16 protein-coding genes are annotated in these 21,810 nt (G+C 46.3%); all 16 read right to left on the bottom strand.

Annotated features, from left to right (window positions below; genetic code table 11):
* Positions 1 to 14: 14 nt before the first annotated feature.
* Positions 15 to 1,205 carry an ABC transporter permease gene (locus tag AC1DSE_RS03030; RefSeq protein WP_477511488.1) on the bottom strand — a complete coding sequence of 397 codons (1,191 nt, stop codon included), beginning with the start codon at positions 1,203 to 1,205 and terminating at the stop codon, positions 15 to 17.
* Complete coding sequence (locus tag AC1DSE_RS03025; protein ID WP_477527385.1) at positions 1,147 to 1,914, bottom strand: ABC transporter ATP-binding protein; 768 nt, start codon at positions 1,912 to 1,914, stop codon at positions 1,147 to 1,149. The genes AC1DSE_RS03030 and AC1DSE_RS03025 overlap by 59 nt, the downstream gene beginning before the upstream one ends.
* The gene (locus AC1DSE_RS03020) at positions 1,911 to 3,416 is read right to left on the bottom strand and encodes an efflux RND transporter periplasmic adaptor subunit (protein WP_477511486.1); all 1,506 of its coding nucleotides are present in this window, start codon (positions 3,414 to 3,416) and stop codon (positions 1,911 to 1,913) included. The genes AC1DSE_RS03025 and AC1DSE_RS03020 overlap by 4 nt, the downstream gene beginning before the upstream one ends.
* A 234-nt stretch (positions 3,417 to 3,650) precedes the next feature.
* Positions 3,651 to 4,022, bottom strand: coding sequence for a DUF3846 domain-containing protein (locus tag AC1DSE_RS03015; RefSeq protein ID WP_477511547.1), 372 nt, complete (start codon positions 4,020 to 4,022; stop codon positions 3,651 to 3,653).
* Positions 4,023 to 4,240: 218 nt separating this feature from the next.
* Positions 4,241 to 5,191 carry a carbohydrate kinase family protein gene (locus AC1DSE_RS03010; protein WP_477527390.1) on the bottom strand — a complete coding sequence of 317 codons (951 nt, stop codon included), beginning with the start codon at positions 5,189 to 5,191 and terminating at the stop codon, positions 4,241 to 4,243.
* Positions 5,192 to 5,202: 11 nt separating this feature from the next.
* On the bottom strand, positions 5,203 to 6,660 hold the full coding sequence (locus tag AC1DSE_RS03005) for a glycoside hydrolase family 32 protein (protein ID WP_477511485.1): 1,458 nt from the start codon (positions 6,658 to 6,660) through the stop codon (positions 5,203 to 5,205).
* A 24-nt stretch (positions 6,661 to 6,684) separates the two neighbouring features.
* Entirely contained in the window at positions 6,685 to 7,512 is an 828-nt protein-coding gene (locus tag AC1DSE_RS03000; RefSeq protein WP_477511545.1) for a carbohydrate ABC transporter permease, read from the bottom strand.
* On the bottom strand, positions 7,512 to 8,396 hold the full coding sequence (locus AC1DSE_RS02995; protein ID WP_441874703.1) for a carbohydrate ABC transporter permease: 885 nt from the start codon (positions 8,394 to 8,396) through the stop codon (positions 7,512 to 7,514). The genes AC1DSE_RS03000 and AC1DSE_RS02995 overlap by 1 nt, the downstream gene beginning before the upstream one ends.
* Positions 8,397 to 8,502: 106 nt before the next feature.
* Positions 8,503 to 9,810, bottom strand: coding sequence for an ABC transporter substrate-binding protein (locus tag AC1DSE_RS02990; protein ID WP_477511484.1), 1,308 nt, complete (start codon positions 9,808 to 9,810; stop codon positions 8,503 to 8,505).
* A 191-nt stretch (positions 9,811 to 10,001) separates the two neighbouring features.
* Entirely contained in the window at positions 10,002 to 10,979 is a 978-nt protein-coding gene (locus AC1DSE_RS02985) for a LacI family DNA-binding transcriptional regulator (protein ID WP_477511483.1), read from the bottom strand.
* Positions 10,980 to 11,151: 172 nt separating this feature from the next.
* Entirely contained in the window at positions 11,152 to 12,588 is a 1,437-nt protein-coding gene (gene murA / locus AC1DSE_RS02980) for a UDP-N-acetylglucosamine 1-carboxyvinyltransferase (protein ID WP_477511482.1), read from the bottom strand.
* A 300-nt stretch (positions 12,589 to 12,888) separates the two neighbouring features.
* Positions 12,889 to 13,155, bottom strand: coding sequence for a DUF1146 family protein (locus AC1DSE_RS02975; RefSeq protein ID WP_076266234.1), 267 nt, complete (start codon positions 13,153 to 13,155; stop codon positions 12,889 to 12,891).
* A gap of 116 nt (positions 13,156 to 13,271) precedes the next feature.
* Positions 13,272 to 16,475, bottom strand: coding sequence for a S8 family peptidase (locus AC1DSE_RS02970; RefSeq protein WP_477527384.1), 3,204 nt, complete (start codon positions 16,473 to 16,475; stop codon positions 13,272 to 13,274).
* Between the two features lie 644 nt (positions 16,476 to 17,119).
* Complete coding sequence (locus tag AC1DSE_RS02965) at positions 17,120 to 18,673, bottom strand: NADH-quinone oxidoreductase subunit N (RefSeq protein ID WP_477527383.1); 1,554 nt, start codon at positions 18,671 to 18,673, stop codon at positions 17,120 to 17,122.
* A 3-nt stretch (positions 18,674 to 18,676) separates the two neighbouring features.
* Complete coding sequence (locus AC1DSE_RS02960; RefSeq protein ID WP_477527382.1) at positions 18,677 to 20,308, bottom strand: complex I subunit 4 family protein; 1,632 nt, start codon at positions 20,306 to 20,308, stop codon at positions 18,677 to 18,679.
* Positions 20,305 to 21,810: NADH-quinone oxidoreductase subunit L (nuoL, locus tag AC1DSE_RS02955; protein WP_477527381.1), on the bottom strand; the 1,506-nt coding region annotated here is incomplete at its 5' end. The genes nuoL and AC1DSE_RS02960, both read right to left, overlap by 4 nt.

Below are 21,810 nucleotides of genomic sequence, written 5' to 3'. Positions count from 1 at the left end.
TAGAACCTTAAAGTCTAATCATGGCGAAGCGCGTCAACCGGACGCAGACCTGCCGCTTTATTTGCAGGCAGATAGCCAAATATAACGCCTACGAGGGCAGAGAAGACAAAAGCTAACCATACAGTATCTAAAGGTACTTCCGTTTCCGTCTTCATAATCATTCCAATAATAAAAGAGGCGATATATCCAAGTCCAATTCCTAGTGCGCCTCCCAAACCGCTGATGCACACCGCCTCTACTAGAAATTGAAACATAATATCCCGCTTTTTTGCTCCCAATGATTTACGAATGCCAATCTCTCGCGTTCGCTCTGTTACAGACACTAGCATAATATTCATGATGCCGATTCCACCTACGATAAGAGAAATGATCGCTACATAAATGAGCTGCCTGTTCATCGTTTCATTAACGGAATTTAGTGTTTTCATCGCTTCCTCTTGATTAAACACCCTGTAGGCATTCTCATTGCCTCGGAATTTCTCATAGAGAACAGCTTCTACGGCAGTAACCGTCGCAGCCATACGATCTATATCCGAGACAATTAAGTTAATAGTAGAAACACCGCTTGTTTGAAATATTTTCTGAGCTGTCGTTATCGGAATTAATATTTTCTCGTCATTTGAGCCGCTGAGTGAGCTTCCTTGCGATTCCAGCAATCCAACAATCGTGAAATTATAACCGTTAATAGTTATCTTTTTCCCTACTGCCGCCGCAGGGTCCACTCTCTCATCCTCAAATAAATCCTTCGCGGTCTCCACACCAATAAGCGCAACCTTTGTGTTGTTTGTTATATCTGGAGAGGCGATATACCTGCCATCCTGTACGGGAAAGCTTTTCACTTCCTCATAAGCGGCGGTTATTCCTTCTACGGTAACGGATACCTGCGTCTTGCCGTATTTCGCATATCCTGTTGTGCTCGTCACAGGCGCAACACCCGCAATATTCATAACATCACCAAGCTCATTCGCTTCATCGACTGACAGCGTCGTAACTGTTCCACGTCCAAGTATATTAACGGAGAGCGAGTTAGGGCTGCCAAGGGAAGATACCTGCTTAGCCACTTCATTGGAGGAAGCCTTTCCCATAGCAACAAGCGCAATGACCGTTGCAACACCAATCAATATACCGAGCATCGATAATATTGTTCTAAGCTTGTTGGATAAGACGCTCTTGACTGCCATCCTGAGACCTTGCGTAAGCTTCATCGCTGTCCCTCCTCTCTTGCTCCCGCTCCGTCAACACCCCATCCCGAATAATGACCGTACGGCTTGCTCGTTTGGCTACTTCCATATCATGTGTAATCAAAACGATAGTCTGACCTGAGCGATGCAGTTCATCCATCATATTGAGCACTTCCATGCCTGTCTTAGAATCAAGCGCACCTGTTGGTTCATCGGCAAGCAGTATGGGCGGATTAGTCGCCAGAGCGCGTGCAATGCCAACACGCTGCTGCTGCCCGCCCGACAGCTCGTTTTGGCGATGGTTCATACGATCACCGAGCCCTACTCTATCCAGCGCTTCCATCGCACGCATACGTCTCTCCTTGCCCGGCAGCCCCCGATAAATAAGCGGAAGCTCGCAGTTCTCAAGTGCTGTGAGCTTCGGAAGCAAATGATACCCTTGAAAAATAAATCCAATTTTTTTATTTCGTATTTCTGTCAGTTTATTATCGCTTTGTCCAGTCACCTCAAGCCCCTCAAGCTTGTAGCTTCCTTCGCTCGGCAAATCAAGACAGCCAATAATATTCATAAKCGTCGATTTTCCAGAGCCGGATGKACCCACGATGGCTAGAAAATCACCGCGTGCAACCGTAAGTGAGACCTCATGGAGCACTGTCATTTTTTCACGCGCCATCGTATAAAACTTCGTGATCTTGTTCATTTCTATTAATGGAGCATTCAGCGTTGAACTCATCGTGGACCACCTGTTCCAGTCCGCATTCCTCCGCCCATGCCTCCTGGGAAGACCATTACGTCGCCAGCAAAGCCGCCCTGCCGCATTGTCATCTCCGCAGAGCTGCTGCCCATGCCAGCCGTTCCTTGGGCAATCGGAACAAGCACACTGTCCCCTTCTTTTAGCCCTGAGACAATTTCCACAAAATTTTCATTGCTGAGTCCTGTGGTCACCTCAACCAGTTGGCCGCCAAGCGCATCCGGCATGCGGCCGCCACGACCGCCAGCTGCAAATCCGCCACCAGCGGCTGCGCGACCTGCTCCCGATTGACCTGCTGAAGCCGTTCCATCAGCTGCAATGGATTGGCCTGCGACTGCTCTTGAACCATTACCTTGCGCACCCTGAGCACCTTGCCTCACAGCTCCTGTTCCCGTTCCCCCCGTCGGAGCTTTCTGTGCTCCGCTTGTTGTATTGCCTTGTCCGGTCGCCGTTCCTTGTTTCCCGTCTACAGCTCCACCAGGAGCAGCTGCCCCTTCTTGCTGCTGCCCAGCCTGTCCAGCGCCTGCCGATGTACCCGCTCCGCCATTTTCAGACGGAATACGAACGAAAGACCTTGTGCCCATTTCGACGACAGCATTTACTGGTACAAGAATGATGTTTTCCTTAGACGCAATTGTAATGGCTGCCTCACCAGACATCCCCGCCTTCACGCCTTCAATGTTCTTTAGCAATAAGTTCACTTCAAATGAAGATGAACCGTTATTGGAAGTACCCTCCATCGCAATATCCGATACGGTTGCATTGATCTTCTTGTCAGTCAGCGCGCTTAAGGACAAATCTGCCGATTGATTAACCTTTAAAGCAGATATATCAAGCTCATCCACAGATGTCACAAATTCTAGCTTCGTATAATCTACAATTGTAGCTATTGCCGTATTGGCATTCACCTCATCGCCTACCTCAATAGACATTTCGGTAACTTCGCCATCTATGGAGGCTGTCACTACTTTTTCCTCTTTTGCTTGTGCTTCATAGATATCTTGTAGTTGATCCTGGTAGTCYGCGATCTCATCGTTTGCATTTTCAATATTCTTTTGAAGCGATGCCTTCGTGGCCTCTTCATTTTCAGTGCCCGTTGCTTCCTTATAGCTTTGTTGGTATTCAGTAATCGTTTCTTGTAGTTTTGTGATGCTTTTATTGATCGATTTAATTTTGTCATCATTGTCGTCCGCAGACTCAAAGGTAACAAGAATTTGTCCCGCTTTAATCTTATCTCCTTTTTTGACATTCACAGTAGCTATGGTGCCGCTCTTGCCAGCAGTCACCGATTCCCTCGAATTAGCTGCTACCGAGCCTGTCCCGCTAATTTGTTTTACGATTGACCCTTTTGTCGCCTGCACCGTCAGAGACGTAGGCATTACACCTGCTGCTTCCTTATCCTTAGCAAAATAAAAATAATAGGCACCTGCTCCAGCCGCGGCTAAAATGATTAAAATGCCGAGCCCTATCGTCCACTTCTTCATCTGCTTTAATCCACCTTCCATTGGTCTTAGTGAGATCGACTATAGCATTCAAAAATGAACGGAAGATGAACAAGCTTGACGACAAAAAGCCCCCATCTAGTGTTCAGTAGGGAGCAGGCGTATGATGTAAAAGATTACGTAAGGCAGCAAAAGTTCAGTAATAACAGGGTTCCTACTGAATAACGATATTAACGGAATTAAAAAAGAGCGGAGATCCCTCTCCGCCCTCATTCTTTATATTCTAGTGAATTGGTGGTATGTTTTGCGGTCAATGAAGTTACTCATGACAGCCTTAATTTCGTCCTCCGTCATTCCAACGGGTTCACCATCTTCATCCGTTCCAGTGAAAATAGCATTTCCAATAACGGATACTTTAGGCTCGTATTCATCTTGGTTTCTAATTCGCGATTTCTCGGTCAGATGGAAATTGAATGCTGACCCATCGGACTGCAAATCCATGTTAAACCATAAAACAACATCATTCCATATCGTGATAGATTCTACGTTGCCTTCAGCTATTTCATCTAATGCGTCATAGATGTTTCCCTTAATTTCTATTTCTTTTACTTCTAATTCTTTTTCGATTTCTGCAACAATGACTTTCATCGTAGCCAATGGACAACACACCCTTCGTTCTGCCAAAACCATTATTTTAATTCATTCTATGACAAGTGCTTACCCAATTACAAACTTTCACTTGCATGCACATTTATTAACGTTTGCGAGGACTTATAGCCATTCAGTTATCCATTCAAAAAAAGAGTATGTTTCATTCTCCCGAATTGGCGAGAAAAAACATACTCTCTAAATAGATACAGTGTTGATTACATAGGAGGAAGCTCCTGCAAAACAGGCAGCGACGAAATCGCGCCTGCTCTTGTTGTCGTAAGAGCAGCGGCGGCGTTCRCAAACGAAACCAAACGTTTGGCCGTATCGGCATTCATTTCGCTTAACGCTTCTTCACTTCGCTGCATCTGGTACAGCAGCGCTCCAATAAAAGCATCGCCAGCCCCAGTCGTATCCACAACGGCTACTTTCTGGCCAGGAGTAGATACTTYGTAGGAAGACGTATACCACACCGCACCATCCGCTCCCTTTGTGTATACAACAGCTTGAACGTCTCCGACAAACAAAGAAGCAATAGCCTCTTTCTCGTCTTCAATTCCCGTCACAAAAGCAAGCTCATCCGAGCTTATTTTGACAAGATGGCTCAAAGGAATGAATTGCAGTATCGTTTGTCTGCACTGCTCATGATCTGCCCATAGCGGCAGGCGCACGTTAGGATCAAAGCTGATGAGTCCTCCTGCTGCTTTCATCCCCGCAATCGCTTTGAGATGCGCATATTTCACAGGAGCCTCAATAAGATCTACTGAGCAATAGTGCAAAATATCTCCTTTAGCGAACCACTCTTCGTTAATCTCATCCTCTGAAAGCAGCATATCGGCACTTGGATTTCGGTAGAAAGAAAAATCGCGGTCCCCGTCGGCTTTTAAACTTACAAACGCAAGAGCAGTATTTGCTTCATTCGTTTGGAGCACATGCTGAGTATCAACACCTGACGCTTTCATCGTTTCCAAGAGAAAGTCACCGAAAGCATCTTTACCCAGCTTACCTATGAAGGCACTGCTGCCGCCTAGCTTCGCAACCGCACAAGCAACATTAGCTGGAGCGCCGCCTGCTTCCTTCGTGAAACCAACGACATCTTTGAGCTCAATGCCGCGAGTATCCGGAATAAAATCAATTAATGCTTCACCAATCGTATATAGTTTAGACAGATTAAGCCCCCCTAGCTGATGTCCCATTTTTTAAAGGATACCATAGTACAAGCACCTTCTGCGTAGGCGAATATGCCGAGAGATTCAGTACCTGGGTAAATACGGCCTGTCATCACCTTCTCACCGCCTTGAATGAACACCTCGACGGAGGATTTATCGACGAAGATGCGCAAAGCCAGCAAACCATCCTTCAGTTCAACACTCGTCCTGCGCTCACCGCGAAGACCAATCCCTGACTTATCGCGATTAAAACGGAATTTGCCTTCTGCTTGCTGATAAGACAATACGGTTTCTTCCTCGCCGTGCACCCTCAGCTTCAAACCAAATTCCTTGGCTTGATCTGCCTGGAACACGACCTCCAGCTCATAACAATCGCCGCTAACTCCCATATCTTCAACAACATCTGATAAGTTAATATCGCTTGCCTCATAAGCATTTTTCCGGTAATTTTTCATTTCCTCAAGCGGCTTGAACAATAACGACTCACCCTGCAAAATAACTTCGCGCGGCAAAGTCATAGCGCCGGCCCAGTAATGCCCAAGCTGCGTCGGAATTTCTTGTTCCCATGCCTCCATCCAGCCGATGATAATGCGTCTGCCTTTTTCATCAACGGTTGTCTGCGGAGCATAAAAATCAAAGCCGCAGTCAACCGGCTCATACCGATCATACTGAAAGCTGCTTTGCTTAATATCCAAGTGTCCAATCATATAGGTAGTGGAATGCAGATTACGATAGTCATCTCCTTGCGCAGGCATACGCTGCGGCGACATCACCAGCACGTCACGCCCTCCGAGCTCAAACAGATCAGGACACTCCCAGTTGTCGCCAAGCTTCCCATCACTGCGCGCGATTTCCCCGCTAAAACTCCAACTCACAAGGTCCGTTGAACGATACAGCAAAATAAGCCCGCTGCCCCGTCCATCATTTGACCCTAAAACGGCATAATAAACACCGTCGCGCTCGAATACCTTTGGATCTCGGAAATCCTTCTGGCTGAATCCTGACGGTATTTGGTCTGAACCAATGACAGGATTGCTAGCCAGCTTCTCAAAATGGATGCCATCGTCGGAAACTGCGATATTTTGATTTTGACTATAATCACGCTCTCTATTAGGGCCCGTTATCAAATGTCCCGTATACATCAAATACAGCTTGCCATCCCGCTCAACAGCACTGCCAGAGAAGCAGCCGTCACGGTCATAGTCCTGATCGGGCGCAAGTGCAACCGGGAGGTACTTCCACTTGATGAGATCATGGCTAACCGCATGTCCCCAGTGCATAGGCCCCCATACGGGCTGATAGGGATAATGCTGATAGAACATATGGTATTCACCGTTATAATAAACAAAACCATTCGGATCATTCATCCAACCAAACTCGCTCATTAAATGATAAGCAAGGCGGTATTCCTCTTTCAACAAATACTTGCGTTCTGCAATAAATGTGTCGGCATTTTCTCTTGTATACAAAATAAAGCATCCAACCCTTACTTATTATTTAATTGAGCCTTGCATGACTCCTTGGATAATATATTTCTGCGCAAACAAGTAGACAACAAGCACAGGCAATATGGTCAGCATAAGCCCTGCCATTAATGGTCCATAATCAACCGAATACGTACCGAAGAAATAGAAAGTAGACAACGGCAGTGTCCGTTCATCCGGCGAAATTAACACGAGGGAAGGCAATAAAAAGTCATTCCAAATCCATAATACATTCAAAATGGCAATCGTAACCGTCGTCGGAGCAAGCACCGGAAATACGATACGGAAGAAAGTTTGCGTCCGCGTGCAGCCATCGATAAGCGCCGCTTCTTCCAGCTCGGCTGGTATGCTTTTTACAAACCCATGATAAATAAAGACGGCCAGCGGACTGCCAAATCCGACATACATATAAATAAGGGCCCATTTGCTATTAAGAAGACCAATGGTTCCGTATATTTTGACGAGAGGGATCATAATGGCTTGGAAAGGTATGATCATAGCCGCAACCATAAGGAAAAACATATATTGGTTCGTTTTTGTTTGGTTTCGCACAAAATAATGAGCCGTCATTGCAGCTAAAATAGAGATAAGCACAACGCTAAGCACAGTTATGACTATAGAGTTCATAAATGCCGATATGAAATTCATTTTTTCAAATGCATTTGTATAGTTCGTGAAGCTTAGGCTATCCGGCAAGGAAAGCGGACTTGATGTGATTACCTTGTTTTCTTTAAATGAGTTGATGAGCAGCATAAAGAAAGGAACGACGAACAGAACTAAAATAACGAAGAGGGCGATGAACTTCGTCCATGCGAGCCATTGGTTCTTTTTCTCCATCACGCCTCAACCTCCAGCTTCTTGCTAAAATAAACCTGTGCTATGGTAATCGTCGCCACAAGCAGGAACAGGACAAATGCTTCTGCTTGGCCTACGCCATAATCCCGCGATAGAAATGCCTTCTCGTATACATGCATCGATACCATTTCCGTACTTTTGAACGGTCCGCCTTTTGTGAGTGAAACGTTCAGGTCATAAACCATAAAGCATCTTTGCAGTGATAGGAAAATACAGACGATAAACGATGGAACCATCAGCGGCAAAATCATTTTGCGCATTTTCGTCCATAGGCTCGCACCATCAATACTTGCTGCCTCTAAAATATCCTTAGGTACATTCATAAGCCCAGCTACATAAATAACCATCATATAACCGGCATATTGCCATACCGTGACGATAATCATCGACCAGAATGCTTTGTCCGGGTCAGCCAGCCATGAGGAGCTGAATAACGGAATACCCCATTCTTTGCCTAGATACACGAGTACATTCGAGAAAATAAATTGCCATACAAAGCCGAGTACAATGCCGCCTACCAAGTTGGGAATAAAGAAGCCTGCTCTAAAAATACTTTGCCCCTTCAATCCTCTCGTTAATACGTAGGCTAGCAAAAACGCAACTACGTTAATAAGAGCAACTGAAATAAAAACATATTTTAACGTAAGCAAAAATGATTTCCAAAAAACAGCATCCTTGAATACCGCTACGTAATTCTCAAATCCAACCAAACTGCTTGTCGTCGATATGCCATCCCAATTCGTAAAGGTCAAATAAATCCCATACAAGAATGGAATAATCATTACAGCAAGAAAAGCAAACAAAGTCGGTCCGGTAAACAGCAGCCGCAATCGCAATCGATTCCACAGCCCTTTTTCCGTTATCATCATGATCCCTCACATTCAAGCATGGTTTTGTAAGTCAAAATACGATAAGGAGTAAACAGCTTACCCCGTCGTTTGGCGGGGTAAGCCTTCTATAAGCTATTAAGGATTATTTAACCGTCTTCCAATACTCCACAATATCTTTCGTCAACTCCGCACGATCCGCAGCACCTGCTAAATATTTCTGCATCGATGCGCCAAGCTTAGCCCAGTGGTCAGCTGGCAGCGTGCTGATGGAATCCTCTGTTTTGCCGTTTGCGATATGTTCAGAAATGGACTTTGCAAGCGGATCTTTGGCTTCAAGTGTAATGTTCTTGAACGCCGGAATAATATTTGCTTTGTTCACGAGGAAGTCTTGCCCCTTCTCGCTGTATACCATCCACTCCAAAAACGTTTTGGCAGCAGCCTGCTGCTCAGCCGTATTTTTTTCCTTGTCGATGACCAAACGCTTCGAAACCGCAGAAGACACTTGTGTATTGCCAAAATCGTCCGGATTGTTGCTTATAGGGACAGGTAGAAAGCCGTATTGTCCGCTTGCCGTATCAAAGCTGCTAATTTGCGGCCAAGCCCAGTTCCCTTGGAACCAGATGCCTACCTCACCTTTACCCAGCACCTCTGGACCACGCTCATAGGTACCGGACAATGGGGAAGCTTTGTCGATATTGTATTTTGCCATGATGTCGAACGTATCCATTAGTCCATTGAAAACCGTATTGCTAGCTAAATCGATTGATCCAGCCTTCAAATCGTCTATGAACTTTGCAACTGCAGCCGTATCAGCTGATTGACCTGCGTAAGCCAGCGGCAAATAATGTGCTCCCAGCGACCAATCCATCGGTGAGATAATAAGCGGAGCTTTACCTGAAGCTTCGATTTTCTTGAACAGCTCTTCAAGTGCGCTTGTTGTGTTGATCGTTGCTGGATCAAATGTTCCGCCTACCGCTTGATCTACTACCGCTTTGTTATAAATAAAACCATAACCTTCAACTGCAAGCGGGAAAGCGTAGTTTTTACCATCAAATGTCGTTAGCGCCGTGCTGCGGTCAACGGCATCCGCCATCCACTTCTCACCGCTAAGATCAAGAACACGATCCTTGAATTTCTCAACATCTCCTGTATCGAGCATCGTAATGGTAGCCGGGTTTCCTGATGCATAAAGCGCAGACGCTTTCTCAAAAGGGGACTGTCCTGCCGGTACCGGTATAATTTCAAGCGTAATGTTAGGATTATCCTCTTTAAATACTTTCGCAGCCTCTTCGAGCTGGGCTTGAATCTCGCCCTTCGAGTTAAGCAACGATATCTTTACTGCAGAACCTCCATTAGACGATCCCGCATTATTCGAATTGCCACATGCCGTTACAACCATAACTACCATTAGCGATAATGCTATCGCTTGCATCCATTTCAATGATTTCATTTGATTGCCCCCAATTTTTTGAGATTGAAAAAGATTGAAAGACGATTTACCGATCGTGTAAACCGCTTACAAAACGTATTATATAATTGTGAATAAGAGTATGTCAATCGTTTGACATGTTAAACGATTGACATAACTTTTAAAAAAATAAAAAACCCTTGCTGCACTTGGGTTTTTCACGTTTTTTTAATCTATGTAGAAGCTCGTTTAATCAGTTCAACCGGTAAAATATTTTCGAATTCGAAAGCTTCCTCGTTCATCTGCTTCATAATCAAATCAATCGCCATTTTCCCAATTTCTGCAATCGGCTGTTTCACCGTTGTCAGCTCCGGCGTGAGCCATCTGGCTGCGCTAATATCGTCGTAACCGATAATTTTCACATCCTCCGGGATTCGTTTGCCGGCGATCACACACTCTTTAACTGCAAAAGCAGCAATAATATCACTCGTTGCGAAAATGCCATCCAGATCGGGATGATCCTGAAACAGCTGATGTATAATTTGCTCGTACTGGAGTTGATCAAACACATTCATATCAGTCTGAATGATGACATGCTCGATCCTCTTCTCCTTCATCACGGCTTGAAACGCTTCTGTACGCTGATTTGCGAGTAAATGAAGCTCCAAATTACCGCATATATGCGCAATTTTTTTGCAGCCTTCACTAACCAGCAATTGTGCCGCAAGGCTCCCGCCTGCATAATTATCGGAAGAAATATATGGAATTTCACTGCTGATCTGACGATCAATCGTGACAATTGGCGAGTTCAAATGTTTGTACTCATCGACCTGAAGCGTATGGCTGCCCATAATAATGCCATCCACACGATTGCGCTTCAGCATTTCGATATAATCCTTTTCTTTCTGCGGGTCAAGCTGGGAATTGCAAAGCAGCATTTTGAAGCCAAGCTCATAAGCATAGTTTTCTATGTGATTCGCGAGCTCGCTAAAAAAAGGATGAGCTACACTAGGTATAATAAGACCAATGACGTTAGATTGTTTTCTTAGTAAAGAGCGGGCAATCTCATTAGGCTGGTAATTTAGTTGCTCCATCGTTTGATAAACCTTCGCTCTCGTTGCTTCACTAATATAACCCCGATTGTTTAAAACGCGGGAAACCGTCGTCACGGATACGTTCGCTATTTTTGCCACATCGTGTATCGTTGCCATGGCCGCCCCTTTGCTTATTGCAGTAGTAGTAACCATTATAGCTAAATGGTTAGCCTTATTATACTTAATAAATAATTCAAAAGTATAGATTGTCCAAACAAAAAGAAGCTGTTTCAGATAAGCCCTTTGCGACTTATTTGAAACAGCTTCTTTATCTTGTTCTTAACGGGAATTAAGCCCACGTCGGCTGAACTTTGAGAACCGCAACCTCTTTCTCACGCTTAAAGGAAGCAGCTGTATCCACATCAGAAGACGTTGAAGAGATCGCCACTACAGCAGCTGTATCACGCACTGCCGATGTAACTTGGACCGAAACGGATGGCTTGCTTGCCGCCGTGTCTTCCTCGCTAATCAGCTCAATACGATGAATATCAGCCCCAAGAGCTGCAAGCTTGCCTGTAATGTTAACATAACCGCGATCCACATGATGCAGACCTGTTACTTCAGTCTCGCCTTCCGCCCGCAAAGCCGCACAAATAAGTGCTGCTCCTGCTCTTAAATCGGTAGCGCATACCTTTGCACCCGTTAGCGGCATACCGCCATTAACGATAGCTGTACGTCCATCGACTTTAATTTGAGCGTTCATCTTCTGGAATTCCTCGACATGCATAAAACGATTTTCGAAAACCGTTTCCGTTACAACGCTTGTTCCCTCAGATACGAGGAGAAGAGCCATCATTTGAGATTGCATATCTGTTGGGAAACCTGGATGCGGCAATGTTTTCACATCAACCGATTTCAATTGCTTGCTCGATTGTACACGAATTCCGTTATCGCTCTCCGTAATTTCTACGCCCATTTCCTGCAGCTTAGAGATTACCGGCGTCAAATGATCAGAAATTGCACCTTCAACGAATACGTCACCGCCTGTAATAGCGGCCGCAATCATGTACGTGCCTGCTTCAACACGGTCAGGAATTACATTATGGGCTGCGCCATACATCCGGTCCACGCCTTCAATACGAATAACTCCTGTACCAGCGCCACGAACTTTGCCGCCCATAGCATTGATATAGTTGGCCAAATCCACGATTTCCGGTTCTTTGGCTGCATTCTCAAGAATCGTTGTGCCATCTGCTAAAGCAGCTGCCATCATAATATTTTCCGTTGCGCCTACGCTGGCTACGTCTAGGTAAATTTTCGCACCCTTAAGACGCGTCTTTGTGCTGGCTTCGATAAAGCCCTGCCCAAGCGTAATTTCAGCGCCCATCGCTTCAAAGCCCTTCAAATGCTGATCAATCGGACGAGTGCCGATCGCACAGCCGCCAGGCAACGAAATTCTTACCTTGCCTATCCGACCAAGAAGAGGACCCATAACTAAGAAGGATGCCCGCATTTTTCGAATAAGCTCATAAGGAGCTTCATAAGTCGTAATGGTCTGCGCTGTAATGCGCATCGTTTCATTATTATAGGATAATTGTGCGCCTAATGAGGCAAGCACCTTCTGAATCGTCATAACGTCGTCGAGGAGGGGTACGTCATAGATGACGCTGTCTCCTTCTGTCGCCAATAATGAGGCCGCTAAAATGGGGAGTACTGCATTTTTTGCTCCGCTAACACGGACCGTTCCCTTCAAACGCTGGCCTCCGCGGACGATAATTTTGGTCATCTTTTGGTTCCCTCCGCGAACTGCATTTTCTATTTCCTATTTGTGAAAAAAAAGGTTTATCTCACTTTACCCAACCTTCATCTTATCACTCAATTACACCAATCGACAAGCGTTATATTATTACCATTTTTTACATGTCATTCCCAGCGCATTTTATGACTTTTTTCTCCAAAAACGTCTCTTTTTCACGAAAAAACTACGTTCCCGGTACGATTACGGTTCCTGATTTATACCTATTCGCAAGCCATCGGCTTTTTGAGACCGTCATGTATTACCCATTGTTGACATGTTTCGCTTTTGTTATTCGACAAACGATTTGAGAAGAACGGTGTAGCCCCAATATTCCAAGATGAATTTTGCTAACAAATGACCCATAATAATAGCAACAAATACTTGAAACAAACGGGCCTTTGGACTCTTTGGAAAACGAAAAAAAGCTTCCCATTTCACCTCTTGCAGTACAAACCACACCAGAATAATGCTGAGAATAACAATGATTATAGAAAACAACCCGGTCATTCCGGTGTAGTTTTGCAAACCATTTATAAGACCGTAATTAACGTCCATGATGCCTCCTGAGCTTTTTCATGTTTTAAGCTTCAAACTCAAGCAGCTTTACAAGCAGCATTTATCTTGCTTCATATTATTAACGTAACTGGAAGCCATTTTGTTTAATGAAAATATTAGGCGATAAATCGGTGGAGCAGCACCGTGTAGTCTGCACGGCTAGCCTGCAGGCTTGGTTTGTACAGATTTGATTCTATCCCTTCAATTTGTTTGTTCAACTTCATGGCATACAGCATGGGTGCTGACCAATGAGACTTTGGTACATCGGCGAACGGATCAATAACAGGCAGCTTAGGCCGTACACCTTCCGCATAACCGATAATCATTGCCATTTCCGCCCTTGTAATCGGCTGATCCGGCTTGAACTCACCATTCGGGAATCCTTTTACCCAGCCTTGCTCTACAGCCCTTGTAATCGCATCATTCGCCCAATGTTTTAATGGGACGTCTTTGAATCGCTTCCCTTGCACGCGACTAGATGAAGCTGGCTTATATGCCTTCACAACCATGGAAACGGCCTCAGCTCGCGTTATGGAGCGTCTAGGCTCAAAGCGATTTTGTCCTGTTCCGTTAATAATGCCTTTTTTGTTTAAGGCGACGATTTCATTTTGAGCCCAATGACCTTTAATATCACGGAATCCAGCAATCAACTCCTCTGATTTCACCTTTAAGCGATAATACTGCTTGTCAAAAGGAGCATCTGCTTCCAGCTTCACGTAATACACACCAGGCTGCAGCAGCTTTTCTTCGGTTTGGAGCTTCCCGCTTGCTTTTGTTTTGGATGCCGTAAGCTGCTTCATCCGTTTATCATAGAGCAAGAGGCTCAAATCAACGTCAAGCGGCACACCGTTTACCGTCATGCTGATGATGCTGGCGTTTGAAACCCGGATTTGAAACCAATCTACGTCGGAGTAGCTGCTAATTACACCAAGGTACTCCGTACCTGGATTAATCATAAACGCCTCGTACGATTTATCGTTTGGTTCATTCGGATCATCATATTTTGGCATATAATCCATCTTCAATATGTAGGTGCCTATGGTCGGACTAGCTTCTGAGGAGATCGCATTGTGAACACGAATATAATATTTACCAGGAGTCACAGTTATGACTGGTGACTGCTCAGTCTCCCCTTCACCCTCATCATCGTACACCATTAATTGCTGACCTGCCTTCTGTATAGCAAGCCCAGGATCAATACGTGCCGTATTCGTACTAAGCGTAAGACTTAGCTTTCCGCTCTGCGTAAAGGTTACCGTAAACCAGTCGCGATCGGCGGTTTGATGAAAGTTGCCCGTAATCGACTGCGTACGAGGCTGCAATGTATAGGCTTCAAACGATTTATCATTTTTCTCGTAATCGTCCGGCTTCATCGTAAAAGTAGACGTCAGCAGATAAGGCAATTCATCGTTGCTGCTCTGATTGATGAGCTCCAGATGAATGAGCTGCCGCCCTTTTTTAACCTCAAGATCAATGGACCTGCTTGCAAGCTTCGTATCGCTCGTACTTTGCTTCACGCCATTCATGTAATGGGTGAGCCTAACAGGCGGAACAATCTTTCCGTTAGGAACAAGCCCTTCGTATTGTATGGTCAGCGTGCCATCATACGGCGCATCGATTTGATACCAATCATGGTCGGATACGCCCTGCAGCAAAGCCGAAATTTGGCTGTTCAGCTGAAACCTTGCAGCAGTTGATTGGGTTTCATTCGGTTCGAAGCCGTCTGGCTTCAAGGTTGAACGTACCGCTTGGTCGATCTGCAGCACACCGTAGCCTGACGTGCTGTCCGCACCTGGCGGCCCAATATCCTTAGCTGTTTGGCGCAGCAACTCGCGTATCTGGTAAGGCTTCATGTCCTTGTAGCGAGCCCATATGAGCGCTGCAGCAGCTGCGGCTTGCGGAGCCGCCATTGAAGTTCCTTCTTCTTTCTTATAGAGTCCACCAATGGCTGTTGTATATACATTCCAAGGTGCGACAAGGTCCAGCTCAGTGCCTCGATTCGATCGACTATCGACCGTATTATTCGACTTGACGCCTCCGACAGCGAGTACCGTCGGATAAGCTGCCGGGTATTTTACCGCAGCTTTCTCTCCAAAGGTGACGCCGTCATTGCCTGCCGCTGCTACGAGCAGTACGTTTTTGCTTTCCGCATATTGTACAATGTCGAGCATGTACGGAGAATATCGATGAAGGCCAACCGACAGCACAACGATGCTTGCTCCGCTGCGAACGGCGTACAATATGGCTTCGCCGAGCTCCTGCTCTGTTCCGTCACCTCGGTGATCCAKCGCTTTTATCGGCATGATTTTGGCTTTCCACAGTATGCCTGATACGCCAATGCCGTTATTTCCTACAGCTGCGATAACACCTGCTACACTTGTACCGTGCCCATTGTCATCATCGGGCGACTCACCAGGGCTCACTAGATTAGCGCCTGGAACAAGATTAGGCTTCAAATCCGGATGTTCCAGATCAACACCTGTATCCACGATCGCTATCGTAAGCTGCTGCTGCTCGCGAACGGTTTCCCACGCCTTTTGCGCGCCGATCTGACTGAGATAAAGCTGCTTAGACAACTCAGGATCATTTGCTTTCAGTGCTGTAGCCGCTGCTGCAATCTTCGCTGTGGAAGCTGCCTCAGACTCCTGCGGCGCCGATGGCGGTGTCGATGGTGAATCTGAGGGCGATGCTTCGTTAGGTACAGAAGCTGCAGGCGATACATTGGATGGAGAAGAGCCTGTAGGCCGCGCATTGCTGCGCGCGGCCTCTGAGCCTGCCGAGGCTGCGTCCTCCGACTCGCCGGCAGGCAGTGCAAGCATATGCACCCTATTGTTCGGGTGCACGTACTCTACGCCCGGCAGGCTTCGCAGCCGGTCGAGCCATTGCTGCACGTCCGCGCCTTCAGCGGCCGGACGTACGAGCATGACCGCCGCCTCATTCTGGCGGCGGAGCACCTCTGTCCCGCGCAGCTCTTGCGCTAGCGCGGGGTCACGCCATTTGAGCAGCCAGCTTTGCGGCTGCTCTGCATCGGCGCCTTCGGCGCCCTCAGCCGCAGGGGATGCTGCGGCCAGCGCCGTAGGCGCCGCTACGGGAACGAACCCTGCGGGGGCTATGCCCCCGAGGGTGATGCTCCCGATCAGCAGCGCGGGCAGCGCGCGACGAAGGAGCTTGCGCGCGGCGAGCGTGGCAATGGCGATTGCTTGCATAGACAAGCGAGCTTTATGCTTTTTGAGCGCAGAATCCTGTCGATCATTAAATGGGCTCTGACTAATCATTTGTGAATTTCGTAATTGCTTTGGTTCTTTTTGAGTGCTCATCATTTTCTGCCTTTTCGTATGAAACGGGTTATGGTTTGTTCCCACTTTCAATTGGATATTCCTTAACTACAATTTCTCTTCACAGGTATCATTTCCCTTGTTTCTATAAGACAAAAAGGACAAAAGTCCTACAACTATCCCGCTCCATAGCTCGGAACGTCAGTATTCGGCACAAACTATTATTTCCCGGTAAATATGACGAGCAGCAACACTGGTTCACATAGATAGAATAGTACTTCATGTCTACTATACTATGAACCTATACTCCCCCTGCTGCACATTACCCGCAACATTCTCCGCTGAAACACTGTAATTATATTTCTGCTCATAATCCCTGTTTAAAATAGCGTCAGACCGCTTCCTCTCTTCTTGCTATATGCTAGAAATGACTATAATCTAGCCATTACTATCATCATATCTAAAACTGCTGCTGCAGTCTGTGTCCTTAACAGTAACTTTAACTATAATGCTGCTTTTTAGCTTATAAACTACTTTCTATTTCCCCTGTGCCGCCTCGAAAATCCCCTTCATCGATTAAACAAAAAATAGATCGTTTAAATAGACATCAGCTCATCATCTACTTAAACGACCTATTATTTTCACACCTCTAGAATACGAATGCTTCGCATCACTCTTCTACAATCTGCTTATCCCATTATCATTAAATCGCCCTTAATCGAGAATATCGCATCAATCCATTGCATTAACGGTCCTGGGAAAATACCTAGTGCAATCGTTGCTGCTGCACACAGCCAGATCACAACTCCCGTTGCTGCCGATATTCGCACTTCATTATTTTCTTCTCCGCTGCGCATGAACATTTGACGAACAATGCCAAAGTAGAAATAGTAAGAAATGACGCTGCTCACGACGATAACAGCTACGAGCCAATAAGCTTTCGCATTCGCTGCTCCGAGCAAGATAAACAGCTTCCCAAAAAATCCGCCGGAAATCGGCAAGCCCGATAAAGACAAGATAAATACCACCATAGCCGCTGCCGTCCAAGGCGCTCGGTAGTACATGCCCGCGAAGCTTTTCAGCTCCTTATGCCCCGATGCGCGGCTAACTACCGTAAAGACAGCAAACGCTCCTATCGTCATAAACAAGTACGCAACCAAATAATAAACAAATTCAGAGAAGTTGCTGCTATGAACCATCGTTATTGAAATACCGATAGGCACCAGCATGTAACCCGCATTGGCTACTCCTGACAGGGCCAGCAATCGCTTTACGTTCCTTTGTTTAAGCGCAGCTGTCGTTCCGACGAGCATCGCTGCAGCAGCCAGAACCAGCAGGACCAGGAAGAGATCATTTGATATTTTTGCCGCTTCTCCCGCTGCGCTGAATAAACTAGTGCTAAACATAACTCTAAATATAGCAGCCAGCGCAGCACCTTTAGCAATGACCGCTAGAAAAGCCGACACAGGCGTTGGAGCCCCTTGATATACATCTGGCGCCCATGCGTGAAACGGAGCCGCTGCAATCTTAATACCGAATCCCGCAATCATAAACAGGAAGCCCACATAAGCAAGCGCTTTGAAATCCTGCATCGCCCGCGGTAAAGCATCCCCAATTACACCCAAATCGACTGATCCGGTTATGCCGTAAATGTACGACATGCCGAACAACACCATCGCCGAGGAAATCCCGCCCGTAATGACATACTTGAATGCCGCTTCAGCAGACAAAGTTGATTTGCGTCTAATGCCAACCAATACATAACTTGTAATACTAAGAAGCTCTAATCCGATATACAACGTAACCAGGTTTCCTGATGAAGCCATCATCATCGCGCCCATAAGCGCGGGAAGCACCAAATAGAAATACTCTGATTTGTCTGTTATCTCCTCTTCATCCCGATCCGATCCAATTGCGAGCAGGATGATAAGCGCAGTACCAGTTAGAAATACAATTTTCRGCAGGCTGGCGAAATCATCAATGCGGTAGCTGTTGCTTAACAGATGGATAGAGTCAGCAGATGCTCCGCCCTGATTCATATCCAACATTCGGAGCACGACTAGCAGCAGTGATGCAAGAATGCCCGCTAACGTCAGCCACCCTGTGAATTTTCTGTTCACGCGCTTCGGCAAGAACAAATCCAATACAACAAGAAACAAAAACATGGCGGCCAGCATAAACTCAGGGGCAAGGTAGAGCATATCCGTCCATGTCAGTGGTATAAATGAAACGCCTTCGTACATGGTTTATCCCCCCGCCCTTGATGCAAGTAATTGTCCGAACAGCTTATCCATGCCATGCTGCACAGTATCCGTAAGGACGGAAGGAAAACAGCCGAGAAGCACAATGAATGCAAGCAGCACAATCATGGGAGCCGCCTCAATTAGCCTTGCGTCCTTAAATGCTCCAAACGCCTCACGCTGTGGACCAAATGTAATCTTAAGTACAGCGCGAAGCATATAGACAGCGGTCAAAATAATGCCAAGCGCCGCAGCCGCAGTCAACCAGCGATGCGACTCGAATAGGCCGAGCAGCGATAGAAACTCCCCAATAAAACCGGATAAGCCCGGCAAAYCGAGTGAAGCGAGCCCCGCAGTCAGCAGTACGCCGCTTATAAATGGCATAGAGCGCGCTAACCCACCCAGCTCTTGCAGCTCGGTCGTTCCCGTTCGTTCATAGATGCTGCCAACGATCAGAAATAACAAGGCAGATATAAGTCCGTGCGATACGAGCTGGTATACAGCTCCCTGCAAGCCAATCTCATTTATTGCTGCTATCCCTAGCAATACGATACCCATATGGCTGATGGAGGAATAAGCAAGCACTAGTTTAAACTCACGCTGCCTGAAGGCTAGCAGCGCTCCATACAATATATTTATGACGCCAAGCACAGCGAGCACTGTCGCAAATTGTCGCGCTTGATCAGGGAAGAGCATAATCCCAAATCGCAGTAATCCGTAAGCGCCCATTTTCAGTAATATCCCGGAGTGAATCATGACAATCGAGGTCGGAGCTTCCGTGTGCACCTTAAGCATCCAAGTATGGAATGGAAATATCGGAAGCTTGATGCCGAAAGCAACCAGCAGCATAATAAACAGCACCCATTGCATCGTATCCGTCAACTGGAATGGATTAATTGAACCAAGCTGCTCATTAGTCAGGTTAACCCAAGCGGATGCGTCCGCCATGTTGCGGAAGATGTCTGTATAGCTGCCGCTGTAAATAAAGCTAACTTGTTCGCCTACTTGATCCACGCGGAAGCCAGCTGTGTTCACGAGAATAACGAACGCAATCAGCATAATGGCTGAACCAATTCCGTTATAGATTAAAAACTGATTGGCTGCACGCTCGCGATTGAAGTAACCCCAAATTCCGATTAAGAAATACATCGCAACAAGCGTAATCTCGAAAAATACAAAAAATAAAAATAAGTCACGAGCTAGAAAAACGCCAAGCATTCCGAGCTCCAGCAGCAGAAACCATATGAAAAAAGATTTCCATCTTTTCTTGATATGAACTGCTGCAAGTGCAGCCATTGCTGATACGAGCGTTGCGAGAAGCAGAAGCGGAAGCGACAGGCCATCTATGCCGAGCTCATATTGAAACGTAAACTTAAATTCAGATACGCCCGATGGAACCTCTTTATTTAGCGGCACTTCCACCCAGCTATATTGCTCGTCATATGCCGCCCCGCCCTGCTGCTTATTATAATCAGCATAAAGCCACAAAGAGAGCAGCAAAGGAACTAATGTGGTTATGACAACCGTTGTTTTCATCCAGCTGCTGCGCTGCTTCGGAAGCAGCAGCAGAACGATGATACCAAGCAGCGGTGCCAGTAATATAAGTGATAATATCGGAATGTCACTCAGGATGCTCATGGCAGGAACCTCCTTCCAACGATAGCAGCCACAAGAATGACGAACCCGATAACAGCTGCCAAACCGTAGGTTTGTACTTGACCGTTCTGCAGACGAGCAGCCACTCTTCCAGCCGAGGTAACAGCCGTGCCTGTCAACCGCACAATTCCGCCTATGACATAAGAATCAAACGCCATAAGCGTAGAGCCAATCAGCTTCAGCGGCTTCACTATGATAACGGCATAAAGCTCATCGATGTAATAACTATTTTCCAGCAGCTTGACTAGCTTAGGCATTTTTTCTTGCAGTACATCTTTGTTTACACTGTTTTTTCCATAGATGAGCCAGCCAATATAGATACCTAGAAGGCCAACCGCAATGGATGCAACAATGGCGATGCCACTTTTATGCAAGGACTCTCCCCCATCAGTGATCCATGAGCCAAATGCGCCGTTCCATGGCGTCTCAATAAACCCAACAACAATGGCGAGAGCAGCCAGCACGATCATCGGCAGCGTCATCGAAACTGGTGATTCTTTCGCATGAGAAGAGGCCTCGTTTGATTTTCCCATAAATACAAGGAAGAACAACCGAGACATATAAAGCGCCGTACAGAAAGCGGCTGCCAAACCTACAATAAATAATAGTGGATTCGTCTCCCAAGCAACCGTCAAAATTAAATCCTTCGACCAAAAGCCGGATAATGGCGGAATGCCAACAAGCGCTAAAGCGCCAATTGCGAACGTCCATGTCGTCACTTTCATTTTCGAGGCAAGTCCGCCCATCTCATGAATGTTCTGTGTATGTACCGCATGAATGATGCTGCCAGCACCAAGGAAGAGCAGCGCTTTGAAGAAAGCGTGCGTGAACAGGTGGAAGATGCCGCCTGTTAAGGAACCCAGACCAAGCGCCATCATCATATAACCCAATTGGCTGACCGTGGAATAGGCTAATATCCGTTTAATATCCTTTTGTACGAGCGCAATCGTCGCAGCGAATATAGTTGTAAAACCGCCTACATATGCGATGGTCTCCATAGCAGCTGCAGAATCTTGAAAAATATCATACGTTCGTGCAATAAGGAATACGCCTGCCGCAACCATAGTAGCAGCATGAATCAGTGCACTGATCGGTGTCGGGCCCTCCATTGCATCAGGAAGCCACACATGAAGCGGAAACTGGCCTGATTTGCCGATCGCACCTACAAAAATAAGCAAAGCAATCAACGTCGTAATCCCGTTCGTAATCGCACCCGATTGCCCATCAAATACGCTTTGAATCGTAGTGAAATCAAGGGCATGATCCGGCATATACCAGAAAAGGAGCATAATAGCGATCAGCAAGCCAACATCGCCGATTCTTGTCACAATAAATGCCTTCTTGGCCGCCGCTCGCGCTTTGGGCAGTGTAAACCAGAAGCCAATGAGCAAGAACGAGCATACGCCAACTAGTTCCCAGAAAATATAAAGCGATAATAAATTATCGGATAATACAAGTCCCAGCATAGAGAATGTGAACAAGGC

It is taken from the genome of Paenibacillus sp. 01L418 (genome assembly GCF_056400045.1).
This window is presented reverse-complemented; position numbering and strand designations above follow the sequence as displayed.